The following is a 17,642-nucleotide window of genomic DNA, read 5'->3' on the forward strand; positions in this document are numbered from 1 at the left end:
GAGATCGGTACCGCCGAACTGGCCGATGTGCTGCACGCGAAGGTGACCGGAGCGGCCAACTTGGACGCCGTCTTCTCCGACCCCGAGTCCGACCTGGACGCGTTCGTTCTCTTCTCCTCCATCGCCGGCGTATGGGGCAGCGGTGGACAGGCCGGCTATGCCGCCGCCAACGCTTGTCTCGACGCTCTGGCCCAGGAGCGGCGCGCCCGTGGGCTAGTCGCCACATCCCTCGCCTGGGGTCCCTGGGGTGGCGGCGGGCTCGTCCAGGACGAGGAGGAGGAGATGCTCCGCCGTCGCGGCCTGCCCGTCATGGACCCGGAGAGCGCCCTGACGGCGCTCGGCCAGGCGCTGGTCGGCGGCGAGACTAGCCTGGTCGTCACCGACGTCACCTGGGACCGCTTCACCCCCGCGTTCACGGCCATGCGGCCCAGCCCGCTCCTCGGCGACCTGCCCGAGAACCAGCGGCTCGCCGAGACGGCCGCCGCGCAGACGCAGGCCGGGGCGGCCGGCAACGGCACGGGCAAGGGCACAGGTGCCGCCGACGCGGCCGCCGTTCTGCGCGAGCGTCTCGCCGCCGCCGGGGACGAGGAGGCTCGCGAAGGTGTCCTGCTCGATCTCGTACGCGGTGAGACCGCCCGCGTGCTCGGAATTCCGGCTCCCGCACAGATCAAGCCGCGGCGCGGTTTCGTCGAGATGGGATTCGACTCCCTCATGGCGGTCGAATTGCGCAACGGCCTGATCAAGCAGACCGGACTCCAGCTTCCCGCGACCCTGATCTTCGATTTCCCGACATCAGCCGTTCTCGTACGTCATCTCGGTGAGAAATTCACCGACCGTGACGCGGGTCTCTCGGGCGGCGACAGCGGCAGCGGTCCCGTACAGGAGACCGAAGCCGTCGCGGAGATCGAGAAATTGGAGCGCATTCTTACGTCTCTTTCCTCGGACGGCGCGGACGGAGCGGACATCACCAAGCGACTGGAAGCGCTGCTGTCCCGATGGAATGCGGCACAAGGGGCGAACCGGAACAATTCGGAACCAGCAGCCGACGATCTTCTCGAGACCGCGACACCGGACGAGTTGTTCGAGCTCATCCAGCGCGAGTTCGGAAAATCCTGATCGCGCACAGCGGTCGAGCGAGTGTACGAGTTTTGTTCTTTCGATGGAGAGGCACAAGGTGCCAGACACGGACACAGCCGCGCCTGACGCGGTGATAGTCGAAAATCTCGTCAAGGAGTACCTGCCGGGTATGCCCCGTGCAGTCGACGGGCTGAGTTTCACCGTGGCGCGCGGCGAGGTCTTCGGCCTCCTCGGCCCCAACGGAGCCGGCAAGACCACCACCATCCGTATGCTCACCACGATGGCCCAGGCCACGTCGGGCCGTGCCTTCCTGGACGGCATCGACGTGATCGCCCACCCGGACCAGGCGCGCGGCGTGCTGGCGGTGGTCCCGCAGCACAACAACCTCGACCGCTCCCTGACGGTGCGCCAGAACCTCATGTTCCACGCGGCCTACCACGGCCTGAGCCGCTCCGAGCGGCGCCGCCGCGCCGACGAGCTCATCGAGCGCGTGCAGCTCACGGAGAAGGCCGACGCGCTGGTGGACCAGATGTCGGGCGGGCAGGCGCAGCGCGTGATGATCGCCCGCGCCCTCATGCACGACCCCAGCGTGATGTTCCTCGACGAGCCCGCCACCGGCCTCGACCCACAGGCCCGGCTCTTCGTCCACGACCTCGTCGCGGACCTCGGCCGCCGGGGCGTGACCGTCGTGATCACCACGCACGACATGGAAGAAGCGGCCAAACTCTGCGACCGCATCGGCATCGTGGACCACGGCAAGCTCCTGACCGTCGACACGCCCGACGGCCTGATCCGCTCGCTGCCGGGCGGCACGACGCTCACCCTCAAGCTGAACCTCCGGGACGAGACCACGGAGTCCGTCACCGAGGCGCTCACCGGTGTTCCGTGGGTCGCCGCCGCCGAGTTCGTGACGGCCGGCGCACCCGCCGTGCCTCCCTTCCCGGGTATGCCGGCCCCCGAGCCGGAGGAGGACCGCTTCGTGCTCAGCGTGGAGTCCGGCGCCGGCGACGTGCTGCCCGGCGTCTTCAAGGTGCTCGGCGAACTGAGCTGCGAGGTCAGGGACCTCGCCGTCCGGGAGGCAAGCCTCGAGGACGTCTTCATTCACATGACTGGCAGGGGACTTCGGTGACTCTCACAACACCCGCGACCGCGACGGACGCGGCGACGACCGACGACACCGCCGCCTCCGGGCGGACGGCCGGGGCCGGATCCGCCGCCCCGGCGGTCGCCGTGCCCACCGGTCCGCGCAAGGCGTCACAGGGCCGCATCTTCGGGTCCATCCTGTGGCGCGACGTCCTGGTCACCGCGCGCCAGCCGTGGCTGTTCCTCGCGGAGGCGCTGCTCCAGCCGCTCTTCATCCTGTTCGTCTTCGGCAAGGTCCTCGTCGACATGGACTACGTCGACAGCGCCTACGTTCCGCTGCTCCTGCCCGGCATCGTGGGTCTGACCGCCTTCATCAGCGCGCTCCAGGCCACCGCCCTGCCCCTGATCATGGACTTCTCGTACTCGAAGGAGATCGAGGACCGCCTGATGGCTCCGGTCGGGATCCGGCTGGTCGCCCTGGAGAAGATCGTCTTCGGCGGCATCCGCGGCTTCATCGCCGCCGCCGTCATGATTCCCGTCGGCATCCTCGTCCTGGGCGTGCCGTGGTGGCCGGCCGCCGACCTCCCGCCGATCCTGCTCGTGCTCGTACTCGGCGCGCTCCTCGGCGGCGCCCTCGGCCTCGTCCTCGGCACCGTCGTCCCGGCCCGCCGCGTCGGCGTCGTCTTCGGCCTGGCCCTGACGCCGCTGATGTTCACCGCGGCCGCCCAGTACTCCCTGCTCAGCCTGCACGGGCTGCGCTGGTTCCAGGTGGTCGTCGGCATCAACCCGATCACGTACATCAACGAGGGCCTGCGTTCGGTCCTCCTCCACGAGGCCGACTCCGTGCCGCTGGGCATCGACCTCGCCGTCCTCGCCGCCGCGATCGTGATGGCCTCGGCGGTCGGCATCCGCGGCTTCACCCGCCGCGCCGTCGACTGATCCGGCGCCGTACCCCCGTACCCCGCACCGCCGTACGACTGTGGGCGGCACCCCACCCGGGTGCCGCCCACAGTCCTTCGTCTCGTCCGTACCCCGCGAGGTCCGCGCCTTGAGCCTTCGTACCCCCGCGAGGTCCGCGCCTAGGCCTTGCGGCCCGAACGGCGGTAGGCGTAGGCCGCGTACGCGCCGAAGACCAGCAGCCAGGCCACCAGCACCAGGACGCCGGTCATCCCCGGCGCCTTGCCGTCGGCCGTGTTCCAGCCCAACTCGGCGAAGCAGTAACCCGGGGTCCACTTGGCCACCGAGGCCAGCCAGCCCGGGAACTCGGAGATGGGGAACCACAGTCCGCCGACCAGCGCGAGCACCAGGTTGCAGACGATGTTGGTGACGTTAGTGGTCTGCGACGACAGCTGGTAGCCGTTGGCGATCCCCAACATCGTGAACGGCAGCGAGCCCACCCACAGCAGCAGGGTCAGCACGATCCACTGCCAGAACTCCAGCCGCACACCGTTGGCGATCATGGCCGTGAGCAGGACCACCACGATCGCCGGCAGCACCATCAGCGAACCGGTCACCGCACGGCCGAGCACCACCTGCGCCGGCGACAACGGGGTGATCCGCAGCTGCCGCAGCCAGCCCACGGCCTTGTCCTCGGCGACCGCCGTGCCGGTGCTCAGGCCGGCGCTCAGCGCACCGTACGCCGCGAGGCCCACCATCGCGGTCACGGCCCACTCGCCCGCGCCCTCGGCCTTCCCGCCCACACTGGTGAACATGATGTACATCAGCACCGGAGTGCCGATGCCGAAGATGACGAACCCGGCGTCACGGAACGTACGACGGAGTTCGAGATTGACGTAGTTGGACACAAGGGTGATCGGACTGGCCATCACGCGCCTGCCTTAGGGGTCTGGACAGAGGAGTCGGTCGAGGCGGAGGAGGTGTACGAGCGGTCCGCGCCGGGACCCGAGTGGTGCGCGGTGAGGCTCAGGAACGCGTCCTCCAGGCCCGCGGGGGCGACTTCGAGACCTCGCGGCATCACCAGCCCCGGCAGGGCGCTCACCGTCGCGTCCGAGTCCGACGTGCGCAGCCGCACCCGGTTGTCGACGACCTCCACCGAGAGGACCCCCGGCAGCGCCTCCAGACCGGCCGGCACCGCCCCGTCCGGCAGGGAGAAGGAGACCATGCTTCTGCCCACCGTGCGCTTGATGTCGACGCTGCTGCCGTCGGCGATCAGCTGTCCACGGTCGATGACGACGATCCGGTCGGCGTTCTGGTCCGCCTCCTCCAGGTAGTGCGTGGAGAACAGCACGGTCTTGCCGCGATCGGTGAACGCGCGCATCGACTGCCAGAACAGTCGGCGGGCCTCCACGTCCAGCGCTGCCGTCGGCTCGTCGAGCACCAGCAGATCAGGGTCCCCGGCCAGCGCCACGGCGAAGCTGACCCGCTGGGCCTGCCCACCGGAGAGCTTGTCCGCGCGCCGCCCCGCCAGGTCGGTCAGCCCCGCCAGATCCAGCGCCTCGCTCACCGGCATCGGCTTGGGATACGTACTGGCGACGAACGACACCAGCTCACGCACCGTCACCCGGGAAACCGGCTTGGAATCCTGCAACATGGCACCGACCCGGCCGTCGCGCACCGCGTGCCGCGGGGCCTGCCCGAACAGCTCCACCGTGCCGGAGGACGGGTCGTCAAGACCCAGCAGCAGGCCGATGGACGTCGACTTGCCCGCGCCGTTGCGACCGAGCAGGGCGACTCTCGCGCCTGGTCCGATGGTGAGATTGAGTCCATCGACGGCGCGCACCGCGCCGAACTCCTTGACCGCGCCGGTGAATGCCACCACCGGTGTCGCCCTGTGTGTTGTCGTCATGGTCGGAACTCTATGAGGACGACCAGCCATTCGGTACCCGGAGAAGTAGGCACTTCAGGCGTACGGAAACATCCACCGGCCGTCGCCACCACGATGAACTGCGATTTCGCCATGGGCCCTGGGGAAATGTACCGGTTACCCCTACCCGTACCCCTAGTCACCCCTGTTCTGAGAAGGCGCCCCGGGGGGAACAGATCACGGCACCCCCATTCGCCGTACGGTAGTTCGTGATTCCACACCGTGGGAAGGACCGGGTGACCGATGACCAGTATTCGACGTGCCGTGGTGTTGGGCGGTGGTCTCGCCGGAACGCTCACCGCTTCGATGCTGGCCCGGTATGTCGACGACGTGACCGTCGTCGACCGGGACGAATACCCCCAGACACCGGAGCCCCGCAAGGGCGTTCCACAGGCCCGCCACTGCCACATTCTGTGGTCCGGCGGCGCCCGAATCATGGAGGCACTCCTCCCGGGTACGACAGATCGGCTGACAGCGGCGGGCGCGCACCGCATCGGAATTCCGAACGGACTCGTTTCCTACACCCCTTTCGGATGGCAGCACCGTTTTCCGGAGACCCAGTTCACCCTCGCCTGTAGCCGCGCGCTCCTCGACTGGACCGTGCGCGCCCAGGCGCTCCGCAACTCCCGCATCTCCTTCCTCGAGCGCACCGAGGTACTCGCCCCGGTCGGCACCGCCCAGCGGGTCACCGGCATCCGGGTCCGCGACCGCTACTCCGGCGAGGAGCGGCTACTGGAGGCCGACGTCGTCGTCGACACCACCGGCCGCGGCTCCTCCACGAAACGCTGGCTGGACGGCCTCGGCATCGCGGCTCCGCAGGAGGAGACCGTCGACACGGGAATGGTCTACGCGACGCGCGTCTTCCGCGCACCGCAGACCGCCACCGGCACCTTCCCCCTCGTGAGCATTCTCGCCGACTCGCGCACGGGCACGCTCGGCCGCAACGCAGTCCTCATGCCCATCGAGGACGACCGCTGGATCGTCACGCTCTCCGGCACCCGCGGCGGCGAACCGCCCGCCGACGAGGCCGCGTTCATGGCCTACGCCCGCGAAGGCGTCCGGCACCCCCTCATCGGCGACCTCATCGCCGATCTGGAGCCGCTCACCGGCGTGCAGCGCTCCCACTCCACCGTCAACCGCCGCCTGCACTACGACCGTCTCGCGGCCTGGCCCGAGGGCCTGGTCGTACTCGGCGACGCGGCGACGGCCTTCAACCCCGTCTACGGGCACGGCATGAGCGCTGCCGCCCGCAGCGTCGCGGCCTTCGAGAAGCAGATACAGCTACGGGACCTCAACCCCGGCCTCGGCCGCGCCGCGCAGCGCGCCATCGCCCAGGCGGTCGACGACGCGTGGATGCTGGCAACGTCCAACGATGTGAGCTACCCCGGCTGCAAGGTCGAGAGCCACGACCCGCGACTGAACGACGACGACGGGACCCGCCGACGCGACTCGGACGTGATGAGCAGCGTCGCGACCCGCAACCGCGAGGTCAGCCGCGCCGCCGTCGGCCTGATGACCCTCTCCACCACCATCGCCGAGATCCAGACGCCGTGGCTGCTCGCCGCCCTACGCCGCGGATTCGAAGTACCGGCCCTGACCGATCCGCCGCTGGAGCCGGAGGAACTCGCCGTCCTGCGCTCGGGCGCCTACACCGGGCGCTGAGCCCGGCCCGCCGACCCCACGGCCGTACCTCCTCCCACCCCCTGCACGACCCCAGCCCACCCTCCTCCCGGTCCCTGCCGGAAGGAGGGTCGCCCGGATCCCACGCCGCCCCGGTCATCCCCCGTCAGGGGCGGCGTGGGATCCGGCACCGCGCCTCGCCGGCCCACTGCGCAGCAGCGCCCACCGGCGAGGCGCAGCAACACCCGGCTCCACACTCCCCCCTCGCCCAGCACAGCGCCGGCAAGCCGCCAGGCGGACCCGAGAACAGGAGGGAGGGGATCGTCGATGACCGACGACCACCACTTCGCGGACCCAGCCATGACCGTGGTCTTCACCCTGGCGGGAGAGGCCCAGGAACCGCCCGCACTGGAACTCCGCGGCCTGCTCGACCCGGCAGCGCTCGAGGCCGCGCTCGACCACATCGCCGCGTACCCCCCGGGCTCCGGCCGCCCCTGTCTCGTCCGGCACAGCCCCCTGCACCACAACCTCACCCTGCCGGCGTCGACCCCTACAGCCCCGTACCCGGCCGGACTTCTGGCGGACCTCCTCACCCAACCAACCCCGGCGCACCCACGGCCCATACCCGCCCACCCCCGCCCCACCACCCCGCCCAAGCCGAGGCCGACGCCGCCCGAGCCGGGGCGTCCGTCGACCGACTCGGGCGCCACGCCGCCCACCCCCGTCGGGCCTTCCCACCACCACCCCGCCACCCCGAGCCGTACGCCAAGAACGGCTCCAATCACCCCCGTCCAGCGCGAGCGGCTCGTCGACGCCCTCCAGGCTCCGCAGCACCAGATCGAACAGCTCTCCTGGCGCTGGCGCGGCCCGCTCGACCCCGGCCTCTTCGCCGCCGCGTGGCAGGCCGTGTCCGAACACGAGGCCGTCCTGCGGACCGCGTTCTCCTGGGACCCGCACCCGATGACCGTCGTGCACGACCACGTCACCCCGAGGTGACACACCATCCGCACGGCACGTTCGCCGACCGGCCCGAACTCCTCCGACACGAACGCAGCCGCGGCTTCGACCTGCGCCGCCCCGCACTCCTTCGCGCCGCCCTCCTCGACGGCGGCCCCGCCGACGCCGACCCCCGCCCCACTCACGCCGGCAGCGCCCCGTCGACGTACGTCGTGCTCACCTTCCACCGCGCCCTGCTCGACAGCCACACCGTGCGCCACCTGCGGCGGCAGTTCTACCGGGCCTACCTCGCCGGGGAGCCCCTGTCCCAGGGCGAACTCCGCCCCGAGCCACGCGAACGTGACCACAGCCCCCGGCCCGACCTCCGCGACCCCGTCGCCGTACGCCGTACCACCTCCGGCCCACCGCAGACCCCACCCCCGGCACGCCCCCCAGCTCCACCACGGACACAGCGGGTGCTGGCCGCACCGGCGCACGCCTCACCCCCGGCGAGGCCGGGCGCCTCGCCGCCTGGGCGGCGCGCTGGAACACCACGGAGAGCGCCGCCCTCCACACCGTCTGGGCGGTCCTCCTCTACCGCGTCTCCGGCCCCGCCCGCGGCCCGGCCAACGTCCGCTTCGGCATCAGCTACTCCGGCGGGCCATTCCCCTCGACGGCATCGAGGGGAATCCGGGGCCCTTCGACCACCCGCTGCCGATGACGGCTAGTGCCGTATCAGGCAACGTTTGCCCTGTCGTGATGTGACGCGCCGCTCGGGCCATGTTCCGTGCGGCGTGTTGCCGTCAGGCTGAGCGGGTGGCAGAACGAGTACGTGTCCGTGAGATCGACGATGACGAAGGCAGGCGGCTTCTGCGGATCATCCGCAGGGGCACCGGGTCGGTGGTGACCTGGCGGCGGGCCCAGATGGTCCTGCTGTCCGCGCAGGGCATGCCGGTGGCGAAGATCGCCGAGGTGTCGTTCACGAGCGATAACCGGGTTCGCGATGTGATTCACAACTTCAATACCGACGGATTCGACTCCCTCTATCCCAAGTACAAGGGCGGCCGGCCGAAGACCTTCACGCTGCCCGAGCGGCGCGAGATCAAGAAGATCGCGAAGTCCAGGCAGACTGAGCACGACCTGCCGTTTTCCACCTGGAGTCTGTCCAAGCTGGCGGACTTCCTGGTCGCGGAGGGGGCGGTCGACGACATCAGCCACGAGGGCCTGCCCATCCTGCTCCGCGAGGAAGGCGTCTCTTTTCAACGCCTGAAGACCTGGAAGACCTCCCGCGACTCGGACTACGCGGCCAAGAAGGCCCGCGTCGAGCACCTCTATGCGATCGCCGACGGGGAGGTCCTTCCCGAGGACGACGAGCCTGAAGTGGTCTTCTGTGTGGACGAGTTCGGCCCGCTCAACCTGATGCCCCACCCCGGTCGGCAGTGGGCCGAGCGCGGCGGCAAGCACAAGGATCCCGACCGCGAGCCGCGCCGCAGGCGGCGGGCGACCTACAACCGCTACGGCGGAGTACGGCACCTGTTCGCAGCTCTGGACCTGGCCAAGGACAAGCTCTACGGCCACATCAAACCGGTCAAGCGGCGCACCCAGTTCCTGGAGTTCTGCCGCTACCTGCGCACCCTCTACCCCGACAAGGTCCGTATCGCGATCATCTGCGACAACTTCTCCCCGCACCTGACCACGAAGAAATGCCAGCGGGTCGGCACCTGGGCCGCGGCCAACAACGTCGAGATCGCCTACACCCCGACGAACTCCTCCTGGCTCAACCGCATCGAGGCCCAGTTCACCGCCCTGCACTACTTCACCCTCGACGGCACCGACCACGCCACCCACAAAGAGCAGGGCAGCATGATCCGCCGCTACATCATCTGGAGAAACAGCCCCACCGCTGACGAACGACTCCGCAAGGTCGTGGCTCGGGCGAACATCGCATAGCAGCTGGCCACCCCCTCTCCGGCCGGCGACGCATCAGCCTGCCGAGGGCGCGCCCTGCTCCTTGCTCAGCAAGGTTCCGCGCGGCCCGAAGCCAGCCGAGGAGTAGAAGCGAACGGCTCCCTTGTTCGGCGCGAAGATGCCGGCATAGATGATCAAGACACCGCGCTCCGCGGCGGCTTTCTCCGCCGCCATCAGCAAGGCCGCCCCGACGCCCTCGCCGCGATGCCCGTCCAGGACGACGGTGTGGATCTCGGCCGCGCGGCGGGGAGCGAGGATCTGATGGTCCGGGGGGTCCGCCAGCAGGACTACCTCCACCATGCCCACCACCTCGCCCACCGCCTCGGCGACCAAGATCAGCACTTTGGACTCGGCCGCAAGCACCTCCTCGAAATGCCTGCGCACGGCCTCGACGCCGGGCACCCGGTAGATGGCCGGATCGAGTTGGACATGCCTTTCAGCATTCGCGAGACGCAGGCGAACAAGCGCGGGCACATCCTCCCGCTCTGCAGCCCTGACCAAGATCGGCATGAGTGGGAGCCTTCCAGCTCGCCCACCCCACCGCAAGGCGCACGGGGCAACTCAAGACGGGGCGAACGTTGCCTGATACGGCACTAGCTTCGGCGGGCCGGTTGTGCGCGAGGTGTGCGTGATCAGCGCCGGCAGGTTCTGCGGCATGGTCACCGCGGGCACGCGCTCGCACCCGGCGAGCGAGGCCAGCGGCACCGCCCCTGGGAAGCCGCTGGCGGCCATCAGCACCCGCTCCGACAGTTCGAAGACCTCGGCCGGAAGGTCCCGCGCCGGCTTGGTCTCGTCGGTGACCAGGGTGGGCCGGCCGATCCGCCGCAGCAGTTCGGCGACCGTGGCGCCGTTCAGCTTCGGGGAGAGCAGCACCGGAACGCCACCGACGCGCGCGACGCAGTAGGCGAGCAACGAGATGTCGAACCCGTCCGACTTGTGGATGACCACCCGCTCTCCGGGGCGCACCCGCGCGGCCCACAGCCGGGAGGCGAAGTCGTCGACCAGATAGGCCAGTTCCGTGAGCGTCGGGCGGCGCCCGACCCCGGGCGCGATATCGAGATCGTGGTCCAGATGTACGGGGCTCGCCGGATGGCGGGCCGCCGCTCGGTCGAAGACCGTCCCCAGCCGGATCCCCTTGTTGGCGACACGCTGCAGAAGCATGCCAACATCCTGGGACGCCCGCAGTGCGCCGGCCAACGTGTGCCCGCGCACTGTGTCAACTCCGTGTTCCCTGCCGGGGAAGGCGAGTCGGCCTGCTGCGTGGTCATACGGCGGCAGAGGCGAGTTTCGGGCCGAAAACCACCAGGGCGACGCCCGTGACCCGCTCGATCCACGACTGAAAGGGGTCCCGGCGCATCAGCCTTCGCGCGGCCGGGATCCACCACGACAGCAGCCCGAACCAGGCGATGTTCAGCGCGGCGTGCACCAGTGCGTACAGCAGGGTCAGCGAGAAGGCAGGAGCGTCCTCGGGGATGAACTGGGGCAGCAGACTGACGTAGAAGACGAGGGCCTTGGGGTTGAGCAGGTTCGTCGACAGCCCCGTGACGAAGCTCCGGCGGGTCGACGCCTCAGCCGCTCCGATCTGTCCGTCGCCCTGCGAAGTCCCGTGAGAGCGCGCGGTGGTGAGCGCACGGACACCGAGCCAGACGAGCCAGAGCGCGCCGATGGTCTGGAGAATCCTGAAGCCCGTAGGGGAGGCCGCCGGCCGGGCCGCCGCCCCCACCGCGCTGGTGAGGCCCCAGGCCATCGGGCAAGTCCGCCCTGAGGAAGGTCAGTTGGTCGCCGGCCCGGCGTATGGATCTACTGATGTCGGCGTGATGTGTGGCGACAACCCGTAGCGGCTGCCTGGAGGGGCCCACCACCGCCTGCCCTGCCTCCGCAAGGCAGGGATCGCGCCCCCCCGCCGGTGAGTGCGGGCGTCCTAGTGTGTGAGGGGCACCGCCCTCTATTTGGACCAGCGAGGAGCAGCAGGCTGTGAAGGTCGAAATCCAGCCGGTCGTGAGCGACGTCGCCGCCCAGCTCGGGGGAGGCGTTCCCTACGCGTTGAGGGCGCTGGCCGGTCAGTTGGCCGACGAGCCTGGCATGGGCCGGCCTTCGGGGTTGCCCGGCATCCTGACCGTGACGGTTGACGGCGACATGTTTGAGGACTGCCCCGACCTGTCCGTCGGCTACGTCCGTGAGCCGGACCGGATCGAGATCCGGTTTCTGAGAGCGGCCTCTTCCACCGAGCCCTCCACGGACGCCCGGGACCAGGGGCAGGGCCGAGCCCCGGATCGGTCTGCCGATCCTGTGGCTGCCGCGGTCACCGTTCGGGAGGTCGCCGATGCCTGGCGGCGTATCACCGGCTGGCTGAAGCACAACGCCCCCGACTCCTACGCTGCACTCCGCGCCGGCGCCGGCCCCGCCGCCATCGCCGCCCTGGAAGACGGCCTCGGCATCCGGATACCCGTCGAACTGCACGCCCTGTGGCTGCTGACTGCGGGCGACGACGGGGGCGATGGCTGGGGATGCCTTCCGGGCAACAGGGCCCTGCTGACCCTGGACGCCGTGGCCGCCGTCCACCGGCTGAAGATGGATTCCCAGGCCCGCGAGGACGTCCTCAACACCGACCGCCCCGAGGGCGAGCGGATCACCGTGTGGAAGGCGACCTGGATTCCGGTTGTGGCCCTGGGTCCGGCTGACCGCACCTCGGGTTTGTACCTGGATGCCGACAGTGGCTACCTGGGCCGGTGGTCCCGCTACAACGAAGGCCGTGGTGAAGTACTCGACACGCTGGTCACCTATCTGGAAGAGGCAGCCGACCTGCTCGAAGCCCCGGTCCTGGCCACGGGGGACAAGCCCGGCCTGATCGGTGGAGCGCTGGTGTGGCTCAGCAGTATCGACCCGGCGCAGGAAGACCGGTGGCAGCCCTGGACCGGCTGACCGCGGACGAGAGGGAGCCGTCCCTGCGCTGTCTCTCCTGGCGGACCGCGGCGCACGGATCCAGGGGCCGCGAGGACGGGACACAGGGCAGGACTCCAGCACCGACGCCTTCCGCAACGCCTACCGCAACGCATTGCGTACGGTAATCGTACGCTATCCGTACGGTTCATGGGTTAGGGTGTTGCTCAGGAGGTGTTTCATGTCCGAGTTGTTCGATCGGATCGATGCGCTGGTCGCGTCCCGGTCGACGCTGCCGCCGCCGGCGGAACGCAAGCGGCTGCGTACCGCGCACGGCCTGACCCTGGATGAGGTCGCGGCCGCTCTGGATGTGCGGCGGGCGACCGTGAGCGGCTGGGAGTCGGGCAAGACCGAGCCGAGGCCGCCGGAACGCGAGGGGTACGCGCGACTGCTCGGCAAGCTCGCGGAGCTCTACCCCGCCGACCCCAACGCCACGGAGCCCGTTGAGGGCACGGCCGTTGCGGAGACGTTGTCGTGCGCTTCCGCCCCGGCTCCACAGGCGCAGCCTGTGCCCACGGACGCGGCGCCCGAGGCTGTGGCCATGACGACCGAGCAGAACACTCAGACCCGCCCCGCCGCCAACGCTGTGCCTCCGGCTGCCGCGTCGCGTCCGGCGCGTACCACCAGGACGACGACAACGTCGGCGGCGGCGTCGCGCCGTCCGGGCACGCGGAAGGCGGCCCCCACCGGCGCCCCACCGGTTGGCGCCGATGCGCGGTTCGCCAACGGTCCGCTCGCCGTCATTGACGTCGACGCCGACGGCCAGGCGTACGCGTACTGCGTCGGCGGCCTGGTCCTGGACGTGCCCGCGAAGTCCCTGCCGTCTCTGGTCGACTGGACGCTGCGCGAGGCGAAGCTGGGGCAGCCGAAGCTGGCCGGGCCGGGCAAGGACGCCGACCCGCTGCTGGTGCTCACCGTGTCGGCGCTGGAGCGCTACGGCCTGCCCGTCGCTCTCACGGAGGAGGAGCGGCTCGCCGGGCGGATCCCGGAGGGCCACAAGGTCATCAAGCAGCTGGTCCGCGCTGACTGGAAGCTGACGAAACGCGGGTTCGGGCCGTGGGCGCGGATCTACCGCCCCGTCACCGGTTCGGAGCGGGCCTGTGTGCAGCTGTGCATCCCGTCGTGGAACGCGCTGGACACCCGGCACTGGGGCACCGCCGGGCAGCTTCCGCCGGCGGAAGCTGCCCGTGTGCTGGGCGTGTACGCGTCCCGGGTGATGACCCCGCGCGGCTCCACCGCCGTGACCGGTCTCGAGCTGATGACCGCGCTGCACCCGCCGACCCGCGCGTCCGAGCCGGACGCGACGGGTAAGCGGCACTCCGAGCACAACCCCGGCAGTCTGGGCAAGGACCCGGTCGACTGCGCTCCGTGCGAGGCCCCCGACGGGCACCCGCTCCTGGCGGATCTGCCGCGCTTCCACGTGCGCGGCCCTGGGGAGAAGCTGTTCGAGGAGGCGTACGACTGGGCGCGGCCCATGACGGATGCCGAATGCACCCTGCGGCACCTGGTGGGCATCGACGTGAACATGGCCTTCGCCGCCGGCGCGAACGGCCTGGTCGTCGGCCTCGGTACGCCGACGCACGTCAGGGCGCCGGTGTTCGATGCGAAGCTGCCCGGCTCGTGGCTGGTCGACCTCTCCCATGCGGATCTGTCGAGGGTGAAGGTCGGCAAGGACAAGTGGGCGGACCTGGACGCGAGTCTGCTGCCCAGCCCGTTCACACCGAAGGGCGAGCGTCCCGAGGGTCCGGCCTGGTATGCGACACCGACCGTGGCGTATGCGGTGGAGCTCGGCTACGACGTCACGCCGCTCGAGGCCTACGTCCGCTACGAGAACGGCCGCTACCTGGACGGCTGGTACCAGCGGCTGCGTGACGCCTACCTCGCCACGATGGCCGACCTCGGTGTTGACGCCGACCTGGCGCCGGCCGACTTCCTCGCCGCGATGGACGGCTACCGCGACCGTGACCCGGAGCTGGCGATCGTCGTCTCAGCGGTCAAGGCGACGGTCAAGGGCGGCCTGGGCAAGCTGCGCGAGCGCCCTCGGGGGGAGGGCTGGCGTCCGGGCGAGCCGTGGCGGGCCCTGTCCCGCCCGACGTGGCGGCCCGACATCCGCGCGGCGGTCATCTCCCGCACCCGGATCAACCTGCACCGCAAGATCGTGAAGCACGCGAGTTTCACCGGCCAATACCCGATCGCGGTCCTGTCCGACTGTGTCGTCTACGCGGCAGGCGGCACCAGCCCCCTGGACGTCCTGCCCTACCGGGACGGCAAGCCGCTGCCGGGCGGCTTCAAGCTCGGCATCAACCCGGGCCTGGTCAAGCACGAAGGCACCCAGTCCGTCCTGTGGGGCGAGGAGGTCCGCGAGCGGTTCAACGCTCCCGAGCTCAACCTCGCCCGGTACATCAAGGACGGGCAGGTCACGGACAAGGACAACGGAGAGTAGCAGGCGATGAGCATGTTCGGGGACGGCTTGGAGGCGGCGGTGCAACGGGCGTTCACCCGCCCGGTCCCGAAGTCGGCCGGCGCGCAGATGCGGTACCTGGTCAAGCAGTACAAGGGCACCAGGGCGGTCGCCCAGATGCTGCGGATCTCCCAGCGCACCGTCGAGCGGTACGTGAAGGACCAGATCAAAAAGCCGCGCCCGGACCTCGCCGCGCGCCTGGAGCGCGAGGTGAAGGCCCGGTGGCAGCCGCAGATCCGCGCCAGGGCCAAGCAGACCGCGGCCACCACGGGCGGCATCGTCATCGACACCCGCGCCCGCCTCGGCTACACCGCGCCGATCGGGTCGACGGACCAGGACCGCATCCGGCACCTGACCATTGCCCTGCCGCCCCGCTACGCCGCCCGCCTCTTCGACGCCCAGGAGCAGGGTGCCACCGAGCAGCAGCTGAAGGAGATCGCCGCAGAAGCACTCAAGGAGGTGTACTTCCAGGACGGTGGCCGCCGCGCCGGAACCCTGGAGGAGGTCCGCTTCACGGACATCGAACACCTCGACTTCGACCTGTAGACCCCGAACAGCGACCACCGTCGACCACATTGACGCCCGCCGGACCGTGTGGTGGGGCTACGGCCCTGCCCGACTCGGGCTCCGCACCTGCGTCGGCAGTGCGAATCTGGCTGGCCCCCTCCAACGCTCGTCCTGCAGCGTGCACTTCAGGAGCGCACATTCAAATGACGGTGGGCTGCCGCCCCACCCCCAGCCGTCTTCCCGTGCAGGGACAGTCTCGTGACCAGGCAGATGTCACAACTCCTAGGAGAAATCGCACTGTTGAGGTGCGCGAGGTGCGTGAGGCTGGGCTGGAAGCCTGTACGAGAAAGGGAAGGGTGCGGAATGGAGCCTGTGATCACCGCAGCGGTGGTGACCGTGGCAGTCAGTGTCATCAACGCCATTGTGAAGATCGCTCAGCGGCGGTTGAACGTGTCTGTCGAGATGGCGCGCATCAGTGAGGCGGCGCAGACCGAGCGGGTCCGCTGCCTCACCGGGCGGTCCACCGCACCGGCCCCCCACCGTGACGGCCGCGAGGCGGAGCCCGCCGGCCGGAGCGGGGGTGGCGAGCGTGGACGACGCCGGCAGCACTGACCTGCACCTTGCCGAGCCGCTGGAGACAGCTGCCACCCCGCTGCCGGGTATCCAGCTCGCCGGGGCCCTGCATGACGAGCAGTATCCCGCTCTGGTCCGCTTCCTGCTGTTGCAGGGAGCGTCCTGGGCAGAGGCCCAGGACGCCGCGCAGGACGCTTTCACTCAGATGTGCGCGCCAGGCGTCACGATCACCTACCCTCGCGCCTGGTTACGCACGGTGGCATGGCGGTCTTGGGTAAGCCAGCAGGTGAAACTCGAAGAGACCTGCGCGGACCTGCCCGAACCGCAGCTCGGCCTGCGCTGGCAGACCCCGGACCACGCCGCCGAACTGGGAGAGGAGGAACGCCAGGTGATCTCCCTTCTTCAGCATTTGCCGGCCAAACAACGAGCCGCAATGGCCTGGCATCTGGACGGTTTCACCACTGAGGAAAGCGCACGCGCGACGGGGACCACTCAGGCGGCCGTCCGCCAGAACCTGGCCCGCGCGAGAGCCGCACTGAAGCAAGGCCTGCGGCTGGAAGGCCGGTTCATCGACGAGAGGAGGAAGACGTGATGGGCAGCGATCCCCGCACGGCGGAAGGAAACGGCCGACACGACGACGACCTCGACACCCTGCTGACAACTATGCACCGTCGACTGGGCATTGCCATTGTTGACCGCCTCAACGCCCACGGCGGGCCGCCCGAACTGCGTGCCCCGGACCTTGCTCTGGACCGCCTCCTGGCAGCGACCCACAGCGCCACGGGGAAGGCTGTCAGCCGCCGCCTGTCCCGGGACGACTACGCCGCTCAGCACAATTCCGCACTCCAGGCGAGTCTCGGGCCCCGGGGCCACCTGGCCCGCCGCCCTGCGACGATCCGAGTGAAATACCGTGAAGGGGCACTGCGCTTGGTGCACAACTACTGGCCTTCCGATCTGGCCGAGGCCATGCGCACCGCTGTCCGCATCGGCCAGGACCTGTATGACCTTCTGGGCGACAGCGCACAGCCGGTGGGCCGTGCCGACGCTGTGGTGGAACACCTCCGAGAACACCTTGAGGGCATGTCCCGGCGGCCCCAACCGCACCGGTCCCAGGCTGCCCTCAGCGGCCTGGACTACCTCAACGCCGTCGAGTCCGCTCTCGCCGACCCGGCCGAGCGCCTTGCCGACGAACTGCACAGCATCCGGGAACTCCTGGATGAAGAACTGGCCCCCTCCGTCACCGCACTCCAGGCAACCGGACGCGCCTACCTGTTCGGCGTCGGGGCAGTCGCCCAGGACCTCATCGACGATCTGACCCACGGCTGTGGGCATGCCGACGCGCTGGCCGGAGTTGTCGCAGAAGTCGAGCGGGCCAGCAATGACTTCGTCGGAGCAGACCTCACCGGCGCCAAGCTGGACGACGTGCCCCTGGAGGGAATCCTGTGGGACGCAACGACTCTGTGGCCGGCACAGTGGGAAACCCGGGTGCGCCGTGCTTCACTGCCGTCCGACGAAGAGCAAGGAGTCCTCGTGGTCGCAGCCGAGGGATGCGACTCCGTGGTCCACGCCGATGCCTAGACGTCTGCTCGGCGATGCTGCATCCAGGTCGGAGCTGTGTTGCCTGTGTCAGGCGACGGGGATGGCGCCGGCCGT

General features: G+C 69.8%; 17 protein-coding genes. 12 read left to right on the top strand and 5 right to left on the bottom strand.

Annotated features, from left to right (window positions below):
- From ACFYPC_RS34190 to ACFYPC_RS34200, 3 genes are all read left to right on the top strand, one after another.
- The coding region (locus tag ACFYPC_RS34190; RefSeq protein WP_391891010.1) for a KR domain-containing protein at nucleotides 1–1,116 on the top strand (1,116 nt) is incomplete at its 5' end.
- 130 nt (nucleotides 1,117–1,246) lie between these two features.
- Nucleotides 1,247–2,206 (top strand): ABC transporter ATP-binding protein, encoded by a 960-nt coding sequence (locus ACFYPC_RS34195; RefSeq protein ID WP_391891011.1) that lies wholly within the window; start codon nucleotides 1,247–1,249, stop codon nucleotides 2,204–2,206.
- Complete coding sequence (locus ACFYPC_RS34200; RefSeq protein WP_391891013.1) at nucleotides 2,203–3,099, top strand: ABC transporter permease; 897 nt, start codon at nucleotides 2,203–2,205, stop codon at nucleotides 3,097–3,099. The genes ACFYPC_RS34195 and ACFYPC_RS34200 overlap by 4 nt, the downstream gene beginning before the upstream one ends.
- A gap of 140 nt (nucleotides 3,100–3,239) precedes the next feature.
- Here the strand turns inward: ACFYPC_RS34200 and ACFYPC_RS34205 are convergent, their stop codons facing one another.
- Nucleotides 3,240–3,986 (bottom strand): ABC transporter permease, encoded by a 747-nt coding sequence (locus ACFYPC_RS34205; RefSeq protein ID WP_391891015.1) that lies wholly within the window; start codon nucleotides 3,984–3,986, stop codon nucleotides 3,240–3,242.
- Complete coding sequence (locus ACFYPC_RS34210) at nucleotides 3,986–4,966, bottom strand: ABC transporter ATP-binding protein (RefSeq protein WP_391891017.1); 981 nt, start codon at nucleotides 4,964–4,966, stop codon at nucleotides 3,986–3,988. Before ACFYPC_RS34210 ends, ACFYPC_RS34205 begins: the two co-directional genes overlap by 1 nt.
- Before the next feature lie 261 nt (nucleotides 4,967–5,227).
- On the opposite strand from ACFYPC_RS34210, the gene ACFYPC_RS34215 reads away from it, so the two are divergent.
- From ACFYPC_RS34215 to ACFYPC_RS34225, 3 genes are all read left to right on the top strand, one after another.
- On the top strand, nucleotides 5,228–6,646 hold the full coding sequence (locus ACFYPC_RS34215; RefSeq protein WP_391891019.1) for an FAD-dependent monooxygenase: 1,419 nt from the start codon (nucleotides 5,228–5,230) through the stop codon (nucleotides 6,644–6,646).
- A gap of 285 nt (nucleotides 6,647–6,931) precedes the next feature.
- Entirely contained in the window at nucleotides 6,932–7,600 is a 669-nt protein-coding gene (locus ACFYPC_RS34220; RefSeq protein ID WP_391891021.1) for a hypothetical protein, read from the top strand.
- A 756-nt stretch (nucleotides 7,601–8,356) separates the two neighbouring features.
- Nucleotides 8,357–9,490 carry an IS630 family transposase gene (locus tag ACFYPC_RS34225; protein ID WP_391891023.1) on the top strand — a complete coding sequence of 378 codons (1,134 nt, stop codon included), beginning with the start codon at nucleotides 8,357–8,359 and terminating at the stop codon, nucleotides 9,488–9,490.
- Between the two features lie 33 nt (nucleotides 9,491–9,523).
- On the opposite strand, the gene ACFYPC_RS34230 is transcribed toward ACFYPC_RS34225, so the two are convergent.
- The 3 genes from ACFYPC_RS34230 to ACFYPC_RS34240 all read right to left on the bottom strand — a co-directional run bounded on the left by ACFYPC_RS34230 (nucleotide 9,524) and on the right by ACFYPC_RS34240 (nucleotide 11,255).
- Nucleotides 9,524–10,018: a GNAT family N-acetyltransferase gene (locus ACFYPC_RS34230; RefSeq protein ID WP_391891025.1), complete on the bottom strand. Its 495-nt coding sequence runs from the start codon at nucleotides 10,016–10,018 to the stop codon at nucleotides 9,524–9,526.
- A 51-nt stretch (nucleotides 10,019–10,069) separates the two neighbouring features.
- Nucleotides 10,070–10,669: an AMP-binding protein gene (locus ACFYPC_RS34235; protein WP_391891027.1), complete on the bottom strand. Its 600-nt coding sequence runs from the start codon at nucleotides 10,667–10,669 to the stop codon at nucleotides 10,070–10,072.
- 103 nt (nucleotides 10,670–10,772) lie between these two features.
- Nucleotides 10,773–11,255, bottom strand: coding sequence for a LysE family translocator (locus ACFYPC_RS34240; protein WP_391891028.1), 483 nt, complete (start codon nucleotides 11,253–11,255; stop codon nucleotides 10,773–10,775).
- Nucleotides 11,256–11,482: 227 nt separating this feature from the next.
- Here ACFYPC_RS34240 and ACFYPC_RS34245 point away from each other — a divergent pair, with 227 nt between their 5' ends.
- The 6 genes from ACFYPC_RS34245 to ACFYPC_RS34270 all read left to right on the top strand — a co-directional run bounded on the left by ACFYPC_RS34245 (nucleotide 11,483) and on the right by ACFYPC_RS34270 (nucleotide 17,567).
- Nucleotides 11,483–12,430 (top strand): hypothetical protein, encoded by a 948-nt coding sequence (locus tag ACFYPC_RS34245; RefSeq protein ID WP_391891030.1) that lies wholly within the window; start codon nucleotides 11,483–11,485, stop codon nucleotides 12,428–12,430.
- A 199-nt stretch (nucleotides 12,431–12,629) separates the two neighbouring features.
- On the top strand, nucleotides 12,630–14,891 hold the full coding sequence (gene tap, locus ACFYPC_RS34250) for a telomere-associated protein Tap (protein ID WP_391891032.1): 2,262 nt from the start codon (nucleotides 12,630–12,632) through the stop codon (nucleotides 14,889–14,891).
- Nucleotides 14,892–14,897: 6 nt separating this feature from the next.
- The gene (gene tpg / locus ACFYPC_RS34255; RefSeq protein WP_391891034.1) at nucleotides 14,898–15,455 is read left to right on the top strand and encodes a telomere-protecting terminal protein Tpg; all 558 of its coding nucleotides are present in this window, start codon (nucleotides 14,898–14,900) and stop codon (nucleotides 15,453–15,455) included.
- A gap of 324 nt (nucleotides 15,456–15,779) precedes the next feature.
- The gene (locus ACFYPC_RS34260; RefSeq protein WP_391891036.1) at nucleotides 15,780–16,028 is read left to right on the top strand and encodes a hypothetical protein; all 249 of its coding nucleotides are present in this window, start codon (nucleotides 15,780–15,782) and stop codon (nucleotides 16,026–16,028) included.
- Nucleotides 16,006–16,581: an RNA polymerase sigma factor gene (locus ACFYPC_RS34265; protein ID WP_391891038.1), complete on the top strand. Its 576-nt coding sequence runs from the start codon at nucleotides 16,006–16,008 to the stop codon at nucleotides 16,579–16,581. The genes ACFYPC_RS34260 and ACFYPC_RS34265 overlap by 23 nt, the downstream gene beginning before the upstream one ends.
- Nucleotides 16,581–17,567: a hypothetical protein gene (locus tag ACFYPC_RS34270; protein WP_391891039.1), complete on the top strand. Its 987-nt coding sequence runs from the start codon at nucleotides 16,581–16,583 to the stop codon at nucleotides 17,565–17,567. The genes ACFYPC_RS34265 and ACFYPC_RS34270 overlap by 1 nt, the downstream gene beginning before the upstream one ends.
- The last annotated feature ends 75 nt before the right edge of the window (nucleotides 17,568–17,642 follow it).

This window comes from Streptomyces sp. NPDC005808 (assembly GCF_042871385.1).
Lineage (GTDB): Bacteria > Actinomycetota > Actinomycetes > Streptomycetales > Streptomycetaceae > Streptomyces.